General features: G+C 42.0%; 13 protein-coding genes. 1 reads left to right on the top strand and 12 read right to left on the bottom strand.

The window, feature by feature from the left end; all coding sequences use genetic code 11:
- Position 1: 1 nt before the first annotated feature.
- From addA to dapF, 4 genes are all read right to left on the bottom strand, one after another.
- Positions 2 to 3655 carry a helicase-exonuclease AddAB subunit AddA gene (gene addA / locus ACTQXY_RS02010; RefSeq protein ID WP_441658068.1) on the bottom strand — a complete coding sequence of 1218 codons (3654 nt, stop codon included), beginning with the start codon at positions 3653 to 3655 and terminating at the stop codon, positions 2 to 4.
- Complete coding sequence (gene addB / locus ACTQXY_RS02005; protein WP_441658067.1) at positions 3646 to 7050, bottom strand: helicase-exonuclease AddAB subunit AddB; 3405 nt, start codon at positions 7048 to 7050, stop codon at positions 3646 to 3648. Before addB ends, addA begins: the two co-directional genes overlap by 10 nt.
- A gap of 5 nt (positions 7051 to 7055) precedes the next feature.
- The gene (locus ACTQXY_RS02000; protein ID WP_441658066.1) at positions 7056 to 7859 is read right to left on the bottom strand and encodes a 3-isopropylmalate dehydrogenase; all 804 of its coding nucleotides are present in this window, start codon (positions 7857 to 7859) and stop codon (positions 7056 to 7058) included.
- 266 nt (positions 7860 to 8125) lie between these two features.
- The gene (gene dapF / locus ACTQXY_RS01995) at positions 8126 to 8983 is read right to left on the bottom strand and encodes a diaminopimelate epimerase (RefSeq protein WP_156556372.1); all 858 of its coding nucleotides are present in this window, start codon (positions 8981 to 8983) and stop codon (positions 8126 to 8128) included.
- A gap of 127 nt (positions 8984 to 9110) precedes the next feature.
- On the opposite strand from dapF, the gene ACTQXY_RS01990 reads away from it, so the two are divergent.
- On the top strand, positions 9111 to 10004 hold the full coding sequence (locus tag ACTQXY_RS01990) for a helix-turn-helix domain-containing protein (protein ID WP_441658065.1): 894 nt from the start codon (positions 9111 to 9113) through the stop codon (positions 10002 to 10004).
- Here ACTQXY_RS01990 and ACTQXY_RS01985 read toward each other — a convergent pair.
- From ACTQXY_RS01985 to hisF, 8 genes are all read right to left on the bottom strand, one after another.
- Positions 9886 to 10500: a tRNA 5-(aminomethyl)-2-thiouridylate-methyltransferase MnmM gene (locus ACTQXY_RS01985; RefSeq protein WP_441658118.1), complete on the bottom strand. Its 615-nt coding sequence runs from the start codon at positions 10498 to 10500 to the stop codon at positions 9886 to 9888. The two genes, ACTQXY_RS01990 and ACTQXY_RS01985, sit on opposite strands and share 119 nt — an antisense overlap.
- Positions 10501 to 10505: 5 nt before the next feature.
- Positions 10506 to 11756 (bottom strand): GTPase HflX, encoded by a 1251-nt coding sequence (gene hflX / locus ACTQXY_RS01980; RefSeq protein WP_441658064.1) that lies wholly within the window; start codon positions 11754 to 11756, stop codon positions 10506 to 10508.
- 9 nt (positions 11757 to 11765) lie between these two features.
- Positions 11766 to 12290, bottom strand: a complete 525-nt coding sequence (locus ACTQXY_RS01975) for a tetratricopeptide repeat protein (RefSeq protein WP_441658063.1) — start codon at positions 12288 to 12290, stop codon at positions 11766 to 11768.
- Positions 12291 to 12309: 19 nt separating this feature from the next.
- Positions 12310 to 14172, bottom strand: coding sequence for a heavy metal translocating P-type ATPase (locus tag ACTQXY_RS01970; protein ID WP_441658062.1), 1863 nt, complete (start codon positions 14170 to 14172; stop codon positions 12310 to 12312).
- A 23-nt stretch (positions 14173 to 14195) separates the two neighbouring features.
- A complete protein-coding gene (locus tag ACTQXY_RS01965; RefSeq protein WP_441658061.1) occupies positions 14196 to 14555 on the bottom strand; it encodes a metalloregulator ArsR/SmtB family transcription factor in 360 nt (119 codons plus the stop codon).
- Between the two features lie 132 nt (positions 14556 to 14687).
- Positions 14688 to 16955, bottom strand: coding sequence for a heavy metal translocating P-type ATPase (locus tag ACTQXY_RS01960; protein WP_441658060.1), 2268 nt, complete (start codon positions 16953 to 16955; stop codon positions 14688 to 14690).
- Between the two features lie 146 nt (positions 16956 to 17101).
- Complete coding sequence (locus ACTQXY_RS01955; protein ID WP_441658059.1) at positions 17102 to 17776, bottom strand: uracil-DNA glycosylase; 675 nt, start codon at positions 17774 to 17776, stop codon at positions 17102 to 17104.
- Between the two features lie 13 nt (positions 17777 to 17789).
- Positions 17790 to 18551: an imidazole glycerol phosphate synthase subunit HisF gene (gene hisF, locus ACTQXY_RS01950; RefSeq protein ID WP_441658058.1), complete on the bottom strand. Its 762-nt coding sequence runs from the start codon at positions 18549 to 18551 to the stop codon at positions 17790 to 17792.
- Positions 18552 to 18553 lie beyond the last annotated feature (2 nt).

Raw genomic sequence — 18553 nt, 5'->3', positions numbered from 1 at the left:
TTCACACCTCGATTTCTTTTTGCATTGTAAAGGAATAAATAATCTTCTCTTTCACACATTTCCCTGTGAGCTGTTCCAATGCCCGCGCATAATAATCAAGCTGTGTATGATATTTTTCCCTCAATATCTCTTCTTTGAACACTCTGTCTGTCTTATAATCCAAAACAACCAATTCTCCATCTTCTTCAAACCAGACGTCGATGATTCCCTGAACCAGAACAGTTTCTTCCAGCCTCTCCCCTTTATAAAGTTCATCTGCATCTATTCCAAGAACAAAAGGCTGCTCTGCCCACAGTGTTCTCCGAACTGCCGCTCGATGCATTCTCTCTCCGACAGGTGTGTTTAAAAACTGTAAAATATCCTTCTCCCGAATTGAAGCACACATCTCCTCCGACAGCTTTCCGCTTCGTTTTTGTTCCTCGATCAGTTCCTTCAATGTAACTTCATCATACTTTTTCGAGAAATCAAGCAATTCCAGCAATTTATGATAAGCGCTTCCTCTTGATGCCCCGGTAAGCTCCTCCTCTTCCTGTAAAAATTTCGGAAGAAGCGGAACGACATCTGCCTCATCAAACACAAGTTCTCCGGCTTCCTCTTCCAAATAAGCACGTTTTTTCAGTTCTGATACCGTCATTTTTTGCTTCAGTTTTCGCTCACGCTCATATGGATATTGATACCCGAACTGTATTTCCAACTGTTCTTTCATCTGCTCGTCATAGGTGCGTGTATCATCCCAGTTATGCAACAGCTCTTTCGTATACTGTCCGCTCAGCTCCTCTGCAACTTCCCCCGCGACAATCTCTCCGATTCCCATTTTGTATACTCGGATTGGCACATCACGATCATACAGCGGATTCATAAACGGCGCCCCTATATTGTACGTCTCTAAGATCGGTGCAAAGGAAGCATGACGGTAAAGTGCAGGAAGTACCCAGTCAAAATAAGAATTTGCTTTTGTCAGTCTGCTGAATGTAAGCTCCGTTTCCTCGTGGCTGCGAAGCCCTTCATAACTTCTTATTTTCTGTTCCAAATTCGATATCGTTCCCGTCATAATCAGTTTTTCTTTCGCTCTTGTAAGTGCCACATATAAAACACGAAGTTCTTCGCCTGCATTTTCCATCAACACTTCTCTTTGAATCATCCGTTTCAACAATGTTGGCGCCTTCGTTCTTCTTTCTACATCCACCGCGTCAATTCCGACACCAAATTCCGGATGAATCACAATACTTCCTTTGACATCCTGTGTATTGAATCGTTTGCTCATGCCAGACACAAACACGATCGGAAATTCCAATCCCTTACTTTTGTGAATACTCATCAGCCTGACGGTATCTGCCTGCTCATCCAAAACAGATGCCTCGCCATAGTCCACATCATATTTATGAAGCTGCTCGATATAGCGGATAAAATGGAATAATCCTTTGTAGCTGGTGCTCTCAAAGCTTACTGCTTTCTCCACAAGCATCTCCAGATTCGCCTTCCTCTGTTCTCCCGAAGGTAAAGATGCCACATAATCTCCATATCCTGTCTCTTCTATGATGTCCCATAGCAATGCGTGAATAGCCGTATAAGGTACTTTTCTTCGGAATCTTTCGTACTTTCTCAGCAAATCTGTGATCCGCTCTTTGAGATTTTCGTCACTTCCATTTTCCAAATAGAACAATGTCCGCTCATAGAATGTCTTTCCTTCCCCTTCACACTGTATATTCGCAAGCTCCTCACTCGTCAGCTTTCCAAAACAGGAGGTCAGCACTGCCGCAAACGGAATATCCTGTCTCGGATTATCTAAAATCCGCAAATAGTCCAAAATGGTCCGAATTTCTCTCGTCTCAAAATACCCTTCCTTAGAACCGCTGTACGCCGGAATCCCCTCCCTGTTCAAAATATTAGTAAATACATCTGTCCATCCTTTCAGGCTCCGCGTTAAAATTACAATATCACTATATCTAGCAGTCCGGTATTCTCCCGTCTCCTTATCCAATACCATGTGATGACCGACAAGTCCTTTGATCCGTCTTGCCACGGCTCTCGCCTCCAGCTCTCGGTTCGTTTCCTCTATCTTTTGATCATCCTCATCCTCAAAATCCGCATCTACCAAAATAACTTCTGTCTCATTTCCAGCCTGTTCTTCATAGGCTGCTCCGACATAGAGCGCAGCTTTGTCATCATATGCGATGCCTCCAAGCCCTTTTGTCATGATCTGTTCAAAAATAAAGTTCGTACTGTCAAGTACCTCTCTTCTGCTTCGGAAATTTTTATGTAGATCAATTCTCTGCTTGTCACTCTCCTCCAGACTATATGTGTTGAACTTTTCCATAAAAAGCTCTGGTCTTGACAGACGGAACCTATAGATACTCTGCTTAACATCCCCCACCATGAAAATGTTATAGCTCCCTTTAGAGACTTTGGATACGCTCGTCAGAATCGCCTCCTGAATCAGATTACTGTCCTGATACTCATCGATCATAACTTCCGCAAATCTCTCCTGATACTCTTTTGCAACCTTAGACGGCACTAGTTTTCCGCCCTCTTCCAATGTAAGAATCCGCAGAGCAAACTGTTCCATATCTCCGAAATCAATCATATTTTTCCCAGTTTTCTTCTCCGCAAAGGTATCGGCAAAATCATTTACAAGCTGTACAAGCACTTCCATATTCGATTTTGCCGAGAGCATATCCTGATACAATTCTTCGGGAGCGTCAAAAAAATACTGTTCTACAACCGAAGCCACCGTCTTCTTGACTTCCTCCCGGACACCTTTCACATAGGCAGCCAGTTCTTCCGAAACACTCTTGTCGCGGTTGGTTGCAAGCCTTGCCCATTTCACCTTAGAAATCAAGGTGGACATCTCCAAAAAGTCTTCTGCACTGTTAATTTTTTCTATATTCTGCAGGTCTGCTTCCAGAGTCTCCCGATACATATACGGCCCATCTTCGCAGTCACATACTTGCAGCCCTGATACAATAGTTTCTTTCAGATCTTTCATATAAGATCTGGTATTGCGCATAATATGTTCTACAAACTCTGACTCTGCCATCGCCTGCAGACTGTCAAACTCGTACTGTTCCACACACTCTTGCAGCCATTTTTCCGGATTCGGATAACTTCTTGAAAATTCATATAGCTGCAAAATAAGCTCCTCTAGTTTCTTATCGTCTCTTCCAGATGCAAAACACTCTACAAATTCCTGAAAGGTCTCGCTCCCCTCTTCATAATACCTTTCTAAAAGCTCTTCCATCACGTCATGCTTAAGTAGTTTGAGTTCTCCTTCTTCGGCAATCCGAAATCCCGGATCCAGATCGATCGTATGGAAATAATCCCTTATCACAGAGAGGCAGAAGCTGTGGATCGTCGTCACCTGTGCACTGTGAATCAATGTCGCCTGACGCTGCAGATGCACATTATCCGGATTCTCCTCCAGTGCTTTTTCAATTGCTGTACGTATACGTTCTTTCATTTCTGATGCTGCTGCCTCCGTATAGGTCACAATCAAAAGCTGATCCACATCTATCGGATTTTGGTCTTTTGTAAGTCTCGTAATAATACGCTCTACAAGCACCGCAGTCTTTCCTGATCCGGCTGCTGCCGATACCAAAATATTTCGATCTCGCAGGTCAATAACCTGCTTTTGTTCCGGTGTAAATGTTACTCCCACTCTGACACCTCCTCTCTCATCTTCATAAGCGCCTCATCTTTTTTCAGTTTCTGCAGTCTCCGATATTCATATCCCGGAATTTTTTCTTCAAATCCGCAAATCGCCTTGTAAGGGCAGTAACTACAGCCTGTCATCGTTCCAAGCTCATATGGGGACACCTCCGTCTCCCCTTCTAATATTCTTGTCCCAATCTGTTTCATCTGCTTCTTGGCATACTCTGAAATCAGCTCAAACTCTTCCTGTGTCGCTGTTTTGGATGCCTTTGACAGACTCCTGTCTTTATTTCGCCCGATCGGCACAACAAGTGAATTTCCGGATATCTCCCTATCCAAATGCCGCACCACTTCTTCCCTTGCATTCACCACGCCATCCAAACGCAGTTCTTTTAATATTTTCTTTTCCAGTTTTTCTTCATCTTTTTCCTTGTCCACGATTGGATCTTTCATCTGATAATAAAAAATCCCCGCAGGTATCACTGTTTTCCCGTGATGCTTTCTGCTCTCCAGTTCTAACGCCGTATTCAGATATAAAACGAGCTGCAACTGTAAGCCATAATACAATTCCCCCAGATCAAACGCTTTCGCCCCCGTCTTATAATCAATCACTTTGACATAGACATTGTCCTCATCTTCACAGATGTCAACCCTGTCAATCTTTCCACGCAGTCTCATTCGTCCATGTACATCCAGCGAAATGTCCGACGTAGATAGTCCGGATGCCCCTCCGAAAGAAATCTCATACCCGCCCGGCATGAAATCGCCCTTCTCCAACTGTTTTGTCAGCGCCCAGACGGTGCGCCTCATCATACGTTTCAGACGTTTGATAATATATTCATTTCTCGCCGAGCTATAGAGGATTGTATTTCCATAATCCACAATACTTTCCTCCACACTTTCTTCAATCAGCTCTTCTCTTCTTCCTTCGGGAAGCGTCGTCCATGTGTACCCCTCCGCCTCCAGTTTTTTTGCAAAATGTTCAATGGCACTATGGAAAATATTTCCCAGATCGATCGCCTGAAAAGTATATTCCTCACGTTCCCGCAAATTTAGTCCGTAAGATAAAAAATGAGCATAGGCACATGCCGAAAATTTTTCTAGTCTGGTTACACTGTTCTCTAAAATAGTCCCATACAATCGTTGTGCTGTTCTTGTTGTAAGACCATCTTTGGGTTTTTCATAAAAACAAGCCTCCACTATCTGTTCTATTTTTTTTCGCCATTTTGGATTTTGTCTGTACCATGTATACAGTTCCTGCCACTCAGTGCCCAATCCTTCGTGTTTTTTCTGTAACTTTTCAATCAGATATGCAAATCCGCTTTTCGGTGTCAATTCTTTTTTATCTGGCTGACAATCTGCATCTTGAATTTCCATCTTTTTGTACATTCGCCGTAAATCCTGAATCAGGTATGCCGGCCGAAGTGTCTTTCCATCCGCAGAGACTTTACTATATGTCACATACAACTGTTCGGATGATTTTGTCATCAGCAGATAGAGATAAAACTTCTGGATAAATGCTTTTTCTTTCGCTCCCGGAGCCAGTGCTACTCCTCCTTTTTGGAACAGCTCCCTGTCATGCTCTGAGAGAATACCTCCCGCATTTTCTTTTCCTGGAATATACAAATCATTGGCTCCAAGCAAAAACACCGCCTTTATGTCCTTGATACGGGTTCTTTCAATATCCCCCGCCACAACCTGATCAAGGCTTGGCGGGATCACACCAACCTTCGCCTCCTCAAGTCCTGCATCCAACAATTCACAATACTCTTTCAGCGCAATCTGTTCCTCTCCAAGCAACTCTACAAACTTATCAAATAATTCAATTACAATACGGTATACCTGTCCATATTCTTTTTCTAATGCAAGTTCTCCGTCATTTCCAAATCTAATTTCATATTCTTTTACCTTTTTTTGCAATTCTTCCTTCACAAGAAAGTCATACAGTGCTTTTGTGACTTCTGAGACCGTTTTGTTTCGTTTTTTTAATACCATTGTCACATCTTCCATTTGAATAAGGAAACGTTCTTTGATGTCATTGATACGTTCCAATTCCGTTTCCTCCATCCCTCTGGCTCTTCGAATCCATTTCTCCTGCCATTTTTTGTATCCACGGATTCCAAGTGCAATCACATAGTTTTCCACAATGTCAATCTCTTCGTCTGAAAATCCGGTCAGTCCCGTGCGCAGATAACGGAAAACACTTTCATAGGAAAAGTTCTGTTCCACCATCGCAAGAAGACTTCTGACGTATTCCACAAATGAATTCAACAAAATACTTCTTTTATGATCCATAAAGATCGGTATCTGATATTCTCCAAAAATCTTTTCAATCTGATTTCCATATGTGTTCAAGTCACTTGCAATGATTGCAATCTCCCGATAACGGTATCCTCTTGTCCGAGCCAGATTTCGAATCTTCTGCGCAGCAAAATCGACCTCTTCTTTCGGATTCTTTGCACAATAAACCTGAATACGATCCTGTTCCTTTTCATACTGCTCTTTTGAATAGCGGAACAGATGCGCCTCTAAAAATGCAAGCGCTGTATTCTCGCGGAATCGATAAATCGGTCTGTCATATAGATAGATTGGCTCCTCTACATCTGTCTTTGTCTCTTTGGCAATTGTAATCAGGGAAGTCACCATCTGCTTGCTCAATGCAAACAGCTGGTATGGATGTTTATAAGAAAACGGATTCTCCTTTTGCTCCATTGTCACTGTAATCACAACCCTCTTGCAGATACCAAACAGTTCACGCAAAAGCTTATTTTGGACAGGCGTAAATCCGGTAAACCCATCCAGTACAACCACACTGTCTTTTAAAATCTTAGATTTACCCACTACAGTACAAAGGACATCTAAAAGTTCTTCCCCTGTAATATATTTCTCTCTCAGATATTCTCGAAATCCATGGTAAATCGTCTTGATATCCTGCAATTTATAATAAAGATTAGAAGAGTCTTTCACCTCTTCCATCATCTGTTCCAACGTCTCTTCCTGAATATCATATTGTGTAAATTCCGATATAACCGACTTCACTTCCCCGATGTATCCGGTCTTTTTCAGATTGCTTCCAAGTACGCGAAGCTCTGCCTCACAATCCCCCGCAATCTTTCTCAGCACAAAACTTTTCCCCACATCATCAAGAACCGTCCGCTGATTTCCACCGGTCTCCTCAAAAATACGATGTGCAAGTCGTCCAAAGCTCAGCACATCTACATTCATAATTCCTTTTCTCGGGCTTGCCATCACAAGATCTTTCTGTGTCTGCATGGTAAACTGTTCCGGCACAAGCACAATATAATTGGTCTCGGGATGCTCCAAAGATGCTTTTGTTACTTTTTCATATAAATAATGGGACTTTCCCGAACCGGGTGGTCCCATAATAAACTGTAATGCCATTCCTTCTATCCTTTCAGCTCTCTCAGATTTTGTTGGTAATACTGCTCTGCTTTTTCTCTGTCAATATGAACAAATTTTTGTAATTTTTTTATAATTACCTCTTTGGATGCTCCGCTCTCCAAATTATCCTGCACAATTACTTTTGCCTGTCCAATTTCTCTCTCTTCTTCCAATTCTTCTCTAAATAATTCTCTTAATGCCTCACACATACTCTTAGCCTCCTTTACACTCTCCCAATTACCGCGCAAAATCGTGTCCGCTACATCCGAATACCATTTATTATTTTTCTCCCCTTCGTATCTTTCAATGAGTTCTTCAATCTCTTCTCCAGATTTCAAATCATCTCGCAAACTGTTCAACCAAAAATTCTCTTCTCTTGACAATTCCTTATTTACAAGTACCTGAATCTTAAACTGATCACCTTCCAAATAATAAATTCCTTGTCCCTGCTTATGAACTGCTAACCCACGCTCCTTTTGTAAATAGTTTACCATTTTCCTCGGAAATTTGTTGCTAATCATAGTAAGTGTAATATCCGAAGGTAAAATTTCACACATCTCTTTTGTATCTGCCTGATAGATACAAGCATAACCATACACTTTATAAAAATCATTAATACTTAAATAATCTTTCGGTGACTTATATTCAATAATATTATGTTTCCGAAATATTTTTCCAATATTCTTTTTTAGTTGTATTCCATTTTGCATTTTGATAATCAGTAAATCCATTTCTAGTGGTTTATGACTCAATTGATGTTCACGTTCAAAAAGTAGATTTTCTGCTTCATCTCCCAATTCTACTCTCATCACAGCTTCAATTGCATCATGCCACTGTACTACTTTTTCATTTTTCTTTTTTCTCTCGTCGATATGTCTCTCTCCTTTAGTATAAACAATCTGTTTTTAAGTTGCAATGCCTTTTACGCTTGAATATTCTGGCAGAATTGCCTAGACTTTTAGATATATATATAGAAATAAAATATGGTTTCTATTATAGACAATCCTATATATCTTGTAAAGAACTTTTTCCTTAATATCAGCAAAGGACCATCCATCGCGGACAGTCCTCTTCTCTACATCATTCTCAATTTTTCACTCAATTCATTTCCAAGTATCATTTTTCCAATATAAAATACTTCACCTGTCACAAATATCTCCCAGTCATCCTGAATCTCCACCTGCAACTCACCACCTGGCATGTGCACTGTCACACCCGGATTCGTAAGTCCAAGTTTATATGCAGCTGCCGCTGCGGCACATGCACTGCTGCCAGATGCAAGCGTATACCCCACGCCGCGCTCAAAGATTTCAATCCGAATATTTTCTTCATCAATCACCTGCATCACCTGTGTGTTGATCTTATTCGGAAAATATCTTGCAATCTCTGAATGATTTCCGATTTTGCACACGAGATGTTTCGACACTTCTTTCATCGGGATCACACAGTGTGGATTTCCGACAGACACACAAGTCGTCGGATACAGGTTTCTTCCGAATACCATGTCCTCATCGACCACTTCTCTTCGTTCCCCTGTCACCGGAATTTCATCGCTCCAAAAAGATGCTTTTCCCACCGAAAGACGGATGCGGCTTCCATCTTCATTTAAGTAGAAAACCTCAATTTCTCCTCCCGGTGTCTGAAAATGAAAATTTCGTTTCTGTACATAACCGGCATCTTTTAAATATTTTGCAAAAATACGATCCCCGTTTCCGCTCATTTCTGCCTTGCTTCCATCTGGATTCCAGATTCGAACACCCATCTGCTCTGTCTCAAAAACAGGACCTTCCAAAATCCCTTCCGCTCCTATACCATAATTGCGGTCACATAACAGTCTGACATTTTCTTCATTTAATTCCATTTCATTTTTATTTGGGTCAAATACAAGATAATCATTTCCAAGTCCATGATATTTTTCTAATACAACATTCATACATTCACCCTCCACGGCACTTTTACTACTTCCATTTTAACAGGCATTATATGTCGTAAATACACAAATAATGCTTTCTATATTGCAAATAATGCTATATAATAATCTCATAGCAGGAGGGTTTGATATGGAACACTATGAAAAAAAAGGATATTTAAGCAGTGATTTCCGGTTGTTTCATCTGACAGACAGGAGTATTCCAAAGATTAAATATCATTACCATGAATTTGATAAGATTACTATTTTGATCAAGGGAAATGTACATTATACCATCGAGGGACGAACTTATCAGCTCGAACCTTACGATATGGTTCTTGTCCGCCATAATGAGATTCACCGCCCGGTCGTCGACACAACCACGACATATGAGCGGATTATTATTTACATCTCTCCCACTTTTATTGAAAATTACCGTACACAGGACTACGACTTGGGATATTGTTTTCAAAAAGCAGCAAAAAAGGAATCCAGTGTGCTTCGGATTCCCACTCGTCAAAAAAGTATTTTGTTTCAGACAATCCAAAGATTGGAAGAATCCTTTTCCTCGGACGGCTATGCCAACGAACTATACAGGCAAGTTCTTTTTTTAGAATTTATGATTCATCTCAATCGCGCCGCACACGCAAGGCAGCTTTTCTTTTTGGATACCGCCGTCTACAACGAAAAAATAGCGGACATTCTGCACTATATCAACGCCAATTTGTCCTCCCATCTTTCAATTGATGACCTCGCCTCAAGATTCTATCTAAGCAAATACTATATGATGCGCCTGTTCAAATCCGAGACCGGATACAGCCTCGGAAATTATATTACACAAAAACGACTTCTTTTTGCCAAAGACTTGATTCTACAGGGAACTCCGGTTCTAGAAGCCTGTTTTGACTGCGGTTTTCAAGATTATTCTACTTTTTCCCGTGCTTATCGGAAGTGTTTTCATGAATCGCCACGTCAGACTTTAGCTTCAGAATCATCACCGGAATCGGCGGATGATTGGGGCGATTGTAATAGGAACTCAGAATAACAAGATAATATTTTGTATTCAAGAATTTCAGAAATGACAGGATTGCATCCCGTTCCTCAAATCCGCTGTCCCCTCCGCTGTAAATGCAAAGGCTCATCATGCCTCCTACCTTCAGCAGTCGCAGTCCCTGTCTGATTGCCTCTATACTTGTATCTGCTTTAGTCGCAAGCTGATGATCACCGCCCGGAAGGTATCCGAAATTAAATACGATGCAGTCTACTGTTTCTTCCTTTGCATACTTCTGCATCTTAGTATGACTTTCCAGAAAAACATCTGCACGTTTTTCCATCTGATGTTCCAAAATCCGCTTTTTCGTATTTTCCACCGCTTCTTTTTGAATGTCGAATGCCAACACCCGTCCACACTCTCCTACAAGTTCACACAAAAAGAGCGTATCATTACCGTTTCCCGCTGTCGCATCAATACAGAGATCTCCTTCTTTCACATGATTCTCCATAAAATGATGGCACCACTCTGTAATCTGATATCTTTTCATTTCTCTCACAGTTTCACTTTCTCATAGATTTCAACCGGAACGTACCCTTTTGCAAAAATACCTTCTTCCCGGTACTCTTCTTCTAACAGTTCCCCGTATTTTCGAATCAATTGTATCTTTCCCGCATCAGCATACGGATAAAGCTGCTCAATTAAAATTTTTTGTTCCCGCAAAACTTCTTCGATTACATTTTGCAGATTTTCTAATCCTTCACCAGTCTTTGCCGAAATATTCACAACATAATCTGCTTTAAAATCACGTAAAATAACCTCACCATCTACTTTATCCTGTTTATTAAACGCCGTGATAACCGGTTTATTCTTAACTTCCAGATTCATCAGTGTCTCATAGACAATATACATCTGCTCATCCATCTGCGGATTAGATGCATCCACCACATGCAGGATGATGTCTGCATATTTTGCTTCCTCCAACGTACTTTTGAAGGCTTCAATCAGATGGTGCGGCAGTTTTCGGATAAATCCAACTGTGTCCGTCAGCAATACCTCTTGTTTACTTGGGAGTTTTAAATTCCGAGTTGTCGGATCCAGCGTCGCAAACAGCTTATCTTCTTCCAGCACATCCGCCCCCGTCAGCGTATTCAAAAGTGTAGATTTCCCAGCATTTGTGTAGCCGACAATCGCAATGACCGGAACTTGGTTTCTGCTTCTTTGCTCTCTTGTCACCTCACGGTGCCGCTTAACATCTTTCAATTCTCGGTTCAATTGGGCAATCCGCCCCTTGATCAGACGTCTGTCCATCTCAAGCTTTTTCTCTCCAGGTCCTCTTGTCCCGATTCCACCGCCAAGTCTTGACAATGACTTTCCAAGTCCCACAAGACGCGACTGTCTGTATTTCAACTGTGCAAGTTCTACTTGAATTTTCCCCTCATTGGTCGATGCCCTATTTGCAAAAATATCCAAAATAATGAGGGTTCGATCCATAATCTTTGTATTCAACGCATCTTCCATGTTTCCAAGCTGAATCGGCGATAATTCATCATCACAGATGATGCCCGTCGCCTCTGTCTCCCACAACAGGTCTTTTATCTCGTCCAACTTTCCTTTTCCGACATAGGTCACCGGGTGAATCTGTGACAGGTTCTGGACAACACGCCCTACCGTCACTGCCCCTGCAGTTGACGCCAGTTCTTCCAATTCATCTAGTGATTTCTCCGTATCATCATGATCATCCGTGCTGACTCCGACTAGAATGACCTTTTCCTTCACCTGTTTCAGTTCTATCATTTCCGCCATAAAGCCCTCCTATCTGGTCTCCAAAAATTCTGCTTCTTTTTCTGCTTTCGAGTCTCCGGGGTACTGCTCGTTATACTCACTCACTTTCTCTTTTGCATTATCCCAGTCTCCTAACTTTTCATATGATACAACCGTGTTAAACAGCATCTCCTGTTTCATTGTATCAGAGCAGTCCTCCATAGACATACCTTTTTCAAAAGCCAAGACCGCTTCCTCATAATTTTCGATTCTCATATTACTGATACCAATAAAATTATATAACGTTGCCGTTTCTTCTGCCCCATTGTCCAATGCCTTCCCGAATGCATCAATTGCTTTTTCGAATTCTTCCATCTCAAAATATGCAATTCCCATTCCGCGGTATGCCTCATCTAAATTCTTTTCTTCATCGATCTCCTTCTGAAAGGACTTGCTCGCTTCCTCATATTGCTTTTCTTCCAAATAAGAAACGCCTTCTTCCAAATAATTCGTTCCCATACAACCTGTCAGTAAAACTCCCGTCATGACAAGCATCGCTATTTTCCTTTTTTTCATGTCTGCTCCTTTTCTATTATTATGCAGGATTTTTAGATGCCCATGCAGCATTCACAATCGCAAGCACAATCACACATACCTCCACAATGATCGCCCCTTTGATTGTTATCATTCCACACAGTGCCAATCCCAATACGATTATTTTAATAAGAACCGCATAAACCGTGTTCTGCCTGATGACTTTCAATGTCTCCTTTGCAATACGAACTGCATCTACCAATGCCAGCGGTTCATCATCCATCAGGACAATATCCGCCGCTTCTATTGCCGCATCTGAACCAAGCGCTCCCATAGCTATCCCCACATCTGCCCTTGCAAGCACTGGAGCATCATTGATGCCGTCTCCCACTGCTGCAAGACATTCAGTATCATCCTGCATATCTAAAAACTCTTCCAGCCGTTTCACCTTGTCCTCTGGGAGTTGATTTGCATAATAGTAGTCTAATTCCAGTTCCTCAGCCACTTCTTTTCCAGTAAACTGAGTATCTCCTGTCACCATCACAGTGACTGCCTGACAATGCTTTTTCAGATACACAAGCATCTCTTTAACGTCTTTTTTCACTTTATCAGAAATAACGATATATCCTGAATATTTTCCACCAACTGCAATGTAGATTACACTTCCTGATTTGTGTACTTCCTGAAACTGGATTCCTCTTTCTTTCATCAATCTCGCATTTCCAAGATATACTTTCTTGCCCTCATAAACTGCTGTCAATCCATACCCCGGAATCTCCTCCATCGCAGTCATACGTGCTTTTTCAAGTTCTTTTCCATAAGCATTTTTTAATGAAATCGCAATCGGATGGTTTGAATAGCTTTCCACATAAGTTGCAATCTCTAACAATTTTACCTCTGATATTCCCTCTGCATGTATTTCCTGCACTTCAAAAACACCTTCTGTCAATGTTCCTGTCTTATCGAATAAAAATGTATTCACCTTCGCCAATAGCTCCAGATACACGCCACCTTTTACAATCACACCTTTTTTCGCCGCTGAAAGAATCCCTCCTAAAAATGCTGTGGATACAGACATCCCAATCGCACATGGGCAGGCTGCCGCCAAAAATACAACAACGCTCTTCATCCCAGTCACATACTCATATGTCTTATCAAACAGACTTGGCAAAACAACAAGCATCGCTGCTGCCACCAAGATCAAGCATACATAAATCTGAATGTATTTCTGCACCTTATGCTCACTTTCTGCTTTTTTCTCATCTACATGCTCAACAATATCCAAAATTCTTGATGCTATTGAATGACTATAAGTATAAAGCACTCTTACTTTTAGCACCCCCGTCAGATTCAGACTTCCTCCATAGACAACTCCTCCTGGCTCTTCCTCGCGCGGAATTGTTTCTCCTGTAATCATCTGTGTGTCAAGAGAAGTCGTCCCTGAAATAATCAACCCATCCACCGGAACTCGTTCTCCCGGTCTAATTACAATAATATCATCTTTTTCAAGCTCCGACGGTTCTACCTGTACTTCCTCTCCGTCTACCAGTTTGTTTGCAAGAATTGCATGTACATCTATCAATTCCCGAATTCTTCGTTTTGATCGATCTGCCGTGATAATCTCTATCAGGTTTCCAATCTGGAAAATCAATATCACCGCAACGGCTTCTACATAATACCCAACCCCAAACGCACCGATTGTTGTAAATACAAGCAATACATTCCCATCCAAAAAAATTTTTTCCAAAAAATGTTCCGCAATCTTTTGAAACACACTGTACCCTGCCAGTAGGTATGCGGCAAAAAAACAGCCAAATGCGATGTCTGATGGCAAATGATAGCTCTTGCTCAACCAGACACTCCCGAAATACAATAAAAGTCCACTCACTGTCATGTACACATTATTACGTATTCTTTCCTTCATAACCTGCCCTCATCAAACAGCCTCTACTCTATTATATGCTCTATTCCCTGATTCAAAATGCTCTGTATATGCCCGTCTGCCAGCGAGTAAAACACCGTCTTTCCTTCTCTTCTGTTCTTTACTAACTTCATCTGCTTTAATATTCTCAGTTGATGTGAAACTGCAGATTGGGTCATTCCCACAACCTCTGCCAGATCACACACACACAATTCTGCCTGAAACAACACACATAAGATTTTTATCCTCGTCATATCTCCAAATACTTTAAAAAAATCTGACAATTCTCGTATCGTCTCTTCTCTCGGCATTCCATCTTCAATCTGGTGCACCAGACTGTCATGCAAATGCGTTGTCCCGCAACATTCTATTTCCGATTTTTCCATATCTTACTCCTTTCATATGACTCGATATTTATAGAACAATTATGAATGATGTACTCTGTTTGGTCAATACTTTCCTGCAAAATAAGTGCGACTGCTCTCCTGACTCACCGCAGGACAACAGCCGCACTTCTTTTATTTCTTATATAAAATTCGGATGGAATTTAATACACAGAGCATCGCAACTCCTGTATCGGCAAACACTGCCAGCCACATATTTGCAAATCCCATAAGTCCAAGTATCATTACCAAAGCTTTCACAATCAGTGCAAACACAACATTTTGCATGGCAATCGCTCCGGTCGCTTTTGCAATTGCAACAGATTGCGGAATCGCTTCCATCGAAGATGTCATAAACACCACATCCGCCGCTTCAATCGCAGCATCCGCTCCACTTCCCATCGCGGCTCCAACATCTGCTCCCGCCAGCACCGGTGCGTCATTGATTCCATCTCCAACAAACATAACCGCTCCATTCTTTTGACGTATCTCTTTTAATTTCTCTACTTTATCCTCTGGCAAAAGCTGTGCGTACACCTCTTCTACACCTGCCTTTTTGGCTATGGCATCTGCACTTGTTCTGGCATCTCCTGTAAGCATTGCTGTTCGAAGTCCATATTTTTTCATCTTTCTGATTGCACTAACGGAATCTTCTTTCAAAGTGTCCGCAATGACGAGATATCCTGCCAGCTCTCCATTTACCGCAACAAATACTTCTGTTCCATAGTCATTGCTCTCCATCATTTGCACATTCACATGATGCATTTCTAAAAGGGCTCTGTTTCCACATAGCACCTCGCCGATTTTCATTTGTGCACGAATTCCTTTTCCTGATAGTTCTTCCACTTTTGATGGATGCTCCAATTCTACAAAACGTTTTTTTGCTTCCTCCACAATACTGTTCCCAATCGGATGGGTCGATGTACTCTCACATCCTGCTGCAACTGCTAAGAGTTCTTCTTCCTTCCATGCCCCTACCGGAATACACTTCTGCACTTCAAAATTTCCTTTTGTAATAGTCCCTGTCTTATCCATGACAACTGCCTTGACCTCTTTTAACGCCTCCAAAGCAATGCCGCCTTTAAAAAGAATTCCTTTTTTAGATCCTGCGCCAATTCCGGAGAAAAATGCAAGCGGCACACTCAATACAAGTGCACATGGACAGCTTATGACAAGAAATGTGATTGCTGTATAAATCCAGAATTTCCAATCTCCCGTAATCAGTGAAGGGATAATTGCAGTTCCCAATGCCAGGATTACTACAAATGGCGTGTATACCCTTGCAAATCTTGTAATAAATCGGTCTATCTTCGGCTTGCTTGCCGCCGCATTTTCGACAGACTGCAGAATTCGTGTAACCATAGAGTCGCCAAGTGTCTTTTCTACCCGAATCTTTAACATTCCGGAAGTGTTTACACAGCCTGAGATCACCCGGTCTCCTTCACCTGCTTTTACCGGAACCGGTTCACCTGTCACTGGTGCTGTATCAATGCGGCTCTCACCGCTTAAAATTACTCCATCAAGCGGAATTCGGTCTCCAACTCTTACAAGGAGAATATCTCCGATCTGAGCTTCCTCTGCCGGAATCACTTGCACCTCATCTCCATGAAGAAGGTTTACAACCTCTGGTCTCATATCAACCGCATCCATAATCTGTCCACGGCTCTTTTCTACTGCAATATCTTCAAACAACTCTCCACACCGGTAAAACAGCATCACACCTACCGCCTCAGCAAAATCTCCAATCGCAAATGCTGCCAGCGTCGCAATACTCATCAGAAAGTTTTCATCAAACACGTGTCCCTTCTTCAGATTCTTCGCTGCCTGTAATACAATTCTCCCACCAAGAATCAGATAGGCTATAACAAATCCAATTGATGTCACTGTCGGATAAGAATCCTCAAATATCATCCCTGCTGCAAACAATACTGCACCCGCAAGGATACCTATTATCGCTTTTTGGTTCTCCTCCTGTTTTTCTTTGTGTACTTTTGACTCTTTTGGTTTTACCACCACCTCAGACTCTATCGATGCACAAATTTCCTGCAGTATCGGAAGAAGATCCTCTTGATGATTCGACGCAACTTTTAACTGCTTTGTCGCAAATGTTATCACCGCATCTTCCACTTCCGGCAATTCCTTAATCTTTCTCTCCATCTTCGCCGCACAGTTTGCACAGCCAAGATTTTCTAAGATATATACTTTTTGCTTCGCATCTGATTGAACATGCGAATGACTCTCTTTGTCACCACTCCCATATTCATGCTCATGCCCGCATCCACAGGCTTCGTGCTCATGGTCATGCCCACATCCGCAGGCTTCGTGCCCATGGTCGTGACCACATCCATAAGCTTCATGGTTATGATGATGTTTCTCTTTATGTTCTTCATGATTCTGTTTCATCTTTCTACCTCCTCATATGAGCGATTGTTCATATGTTCATATAACCATATTTCATGTAAAATGTCAAGATATCAATTAAAAAAAGTTGAAACATACGCCTTCCATTCGCATATCTCAACTTTTATTCTATGTCACATCTCTTTTCTCTACAATTCATCAATCTGCCAGTCGATCGGTTCCACTCCATTCGCCTCAAGGAATTGATTCGTCTTACTGAATGGTCTGCTTCCAAAAAAACCACGGTAAGAAGACAGTGGACTTGGATGTGGAGCTTCCAATATCAGATGCTTTGGGTTATTCAACATCGCTTTTTTCATCTGAGCCGGTCTTCCCCACAAAATAAACACAATCGGTCGATCCTGTGTATTCAACACACGGATTGCTGCATCTGTAAACTCTTCCCAGCCGATTCCTCTGTGGGAATTTGCCTGATGTGCCCGCACAGTCAAAACAGTATTGAGCATTAACACTCCCTGTTTCGCCCATTTCACAAGGTATCCGTGACCAGGAATCGTGCACCCCAAATCATCATGCAGTTCTTTGTAAATATTTACAAGCGATGGTGGTATCTCCACCTCCGGCTTTACCGAAAAGCAAAGTCCATGCGCCTGATTATTTCCATGATACGGATCCTGTCCTAAGATAACCACTTTCACATCTTTTAAAGGTGTCAGATGAAATGCGTTAAATATGTCATTTGCCGGTGGAAATATCAATCTCGTCCGATACTCTTCGTTCACCTTCTCAAACAGCTGCTTATAATAGTCTTTTTTGAATTCATCCTTTAATGCTTCCAGCCAATCTCCGTTGATTGCCGCCATCTTTTCTTCCTCCTTACATTCTGACTGAAACGCCTTTCTCTCGCAAGTATTGTTTGACTTCTTTGATCTCTAATTCTTTAAAATGGAATAGAGATGCTGCAAGCGCCGCATCTGCCTTTCCTTCCGTCAACGCCTCATAAAAATGTTCCAGCGTTCCTGCACCGCCTGATGCGATGACCGGAATCGATACTGCTTCCGCAATCGCTCTTGTCAACTCCAGGTCATACCCTGCCTTTGTTCCATCTCCATCCATACTCGTTAAAAGAATCTCTCCCGCTCCGAGCGCATCCACTTTTTTTGCCCACTCAACCGCGTCGATACCGACATCGACTCTTCCACCATTTTTATAGATGTTCCATCCGGTTCCATCCGCTCTTTTCTTCGCATCAATTGCGACAACCACACACTGACTGCCGAATTTTTCTGCTGCTTCCCGTATCAGCTCTGGGCGATTGATCGCAGATGAATTGATTGAAATCTTATCCGCTCCTTCCCGCAAAAGTACTTTAAAATCTTCTACCGTCCGGATTCCTCCGCCAACTGTAAAAGGAATAAATACATTGGCGGCCACTTTCCTCACCATATCGACAACAGTTTTTCTCTCATCTGACGATGCCGTGATATCCAAAAACACAATCTCATCTGCCCCTGCTGCATCATATGCCTTCGCAATCTCAACCGGGTCACCCGCATCTATCAAATCCACAAAATTAACTCCTTTCACCACGCGCCCATTGTGCACATCCAGACAAGGGATTATTCTTTTCGTAAACATCT

Origin of the sequence: Faecalimonas sp. LCP19S3_D12 (assembly GCF_052121495.1) — a bacterium.
Lineage (GTDB): Bacteria > Bacillota > Clostridia > Lachnospirales > Lachnospiraceae > Faecalimonas.
This window is presented reverse-complemented; position numbering and strand designations above follow the sequence as displayed.

Excerpts from the sequence above, each read along its gene's own strand:
- addB (WP_441658067.1), bottom strand. The coding sequence starts at position 7,050 with ATGGCATTACAGTTTATTATGGGACCACCCGGTTCGGGAAAGTCCCAT.
- ACTQXY_RS02000 (WP_441658066.1), bottom strand. The coding sequence starts at position 7,859 with ATGAGAGTAGAATTGGGAGATGAAGCAGAAAATCTACTTTTTGAACGT.
- dapF (WP_156556372.1), bottom strand. The coding sequence starts at position 8,983 with ATGAATGTTGTATTAGAAAAATATCATGGACTTGGAAATGATTATCTT.
- ACTQXY_RS01990 (WP_441658065.1), top strand. The coding sequence starts at position 9,111 with ATGGAACACTATGAAAAAAAAGGATATTTAAGCAGTGATTTCCGGTTG.
- ACTQXY_RS01985 (WP_441658118.1), bottom strand. The coding sequence starts at position 10,500 with ATGAAAAGATATCAGATTACAGAGTGGTGCCATCATTTTATGGAGAAT.
- hflX (WP_441658064.1), bottom strand. The coding sequence starts at position 11,756 with ATGGCGGAAATGATAGAACTGAAACAGGTGAAGGAAAAGGTCATTCTA.
- ACTQXY_RS01975 (WP_441658063.1), bottom strand. The coding sequence starts at position 12,290 with ATGAAAAAAAGGAAAATAGCGATGCTTGTCATGACGGGAGTTTTACTG.
- ACTQXY_RS01970 (WP_441658062.1), bottom strand. The coding sequence starts at position 14,172 with ATGAAGGAAAGAATACGTAATAATGTGTACATGACAGTGAGTGGACTT.
- ACTQXY_RS01965 (WP_441658061.1), bottom strand. The coding sequence starts at position 14,555 with ATGGAAAAATCGGAAATAGAATGTTGCGGGACAACGCATTTGCATGAC.
- ACTQXY_RS01960 (WP_441658060.1), bottom strand. The coding sequence starts at position 16,955 with ATGAAACAGAATCATGAAGAACATAAAGAGAAACATCATCATAACCAT.
- ACTQXY_RS01955 (WP_441658059.1), bottom strand. The coding sequence starts at position 17,776 with ATGGCGGCAATCAACGGAGATTGGCTGGAAGCATTAAAGGATGAATTC.
- hisF (WP_441658058.1), bottom strand. The coding sequence starts at position 18,551 with ATGTTTACGAAAAGAATAATCCCTTGTCTGGATGTGCACAATGGGCGC.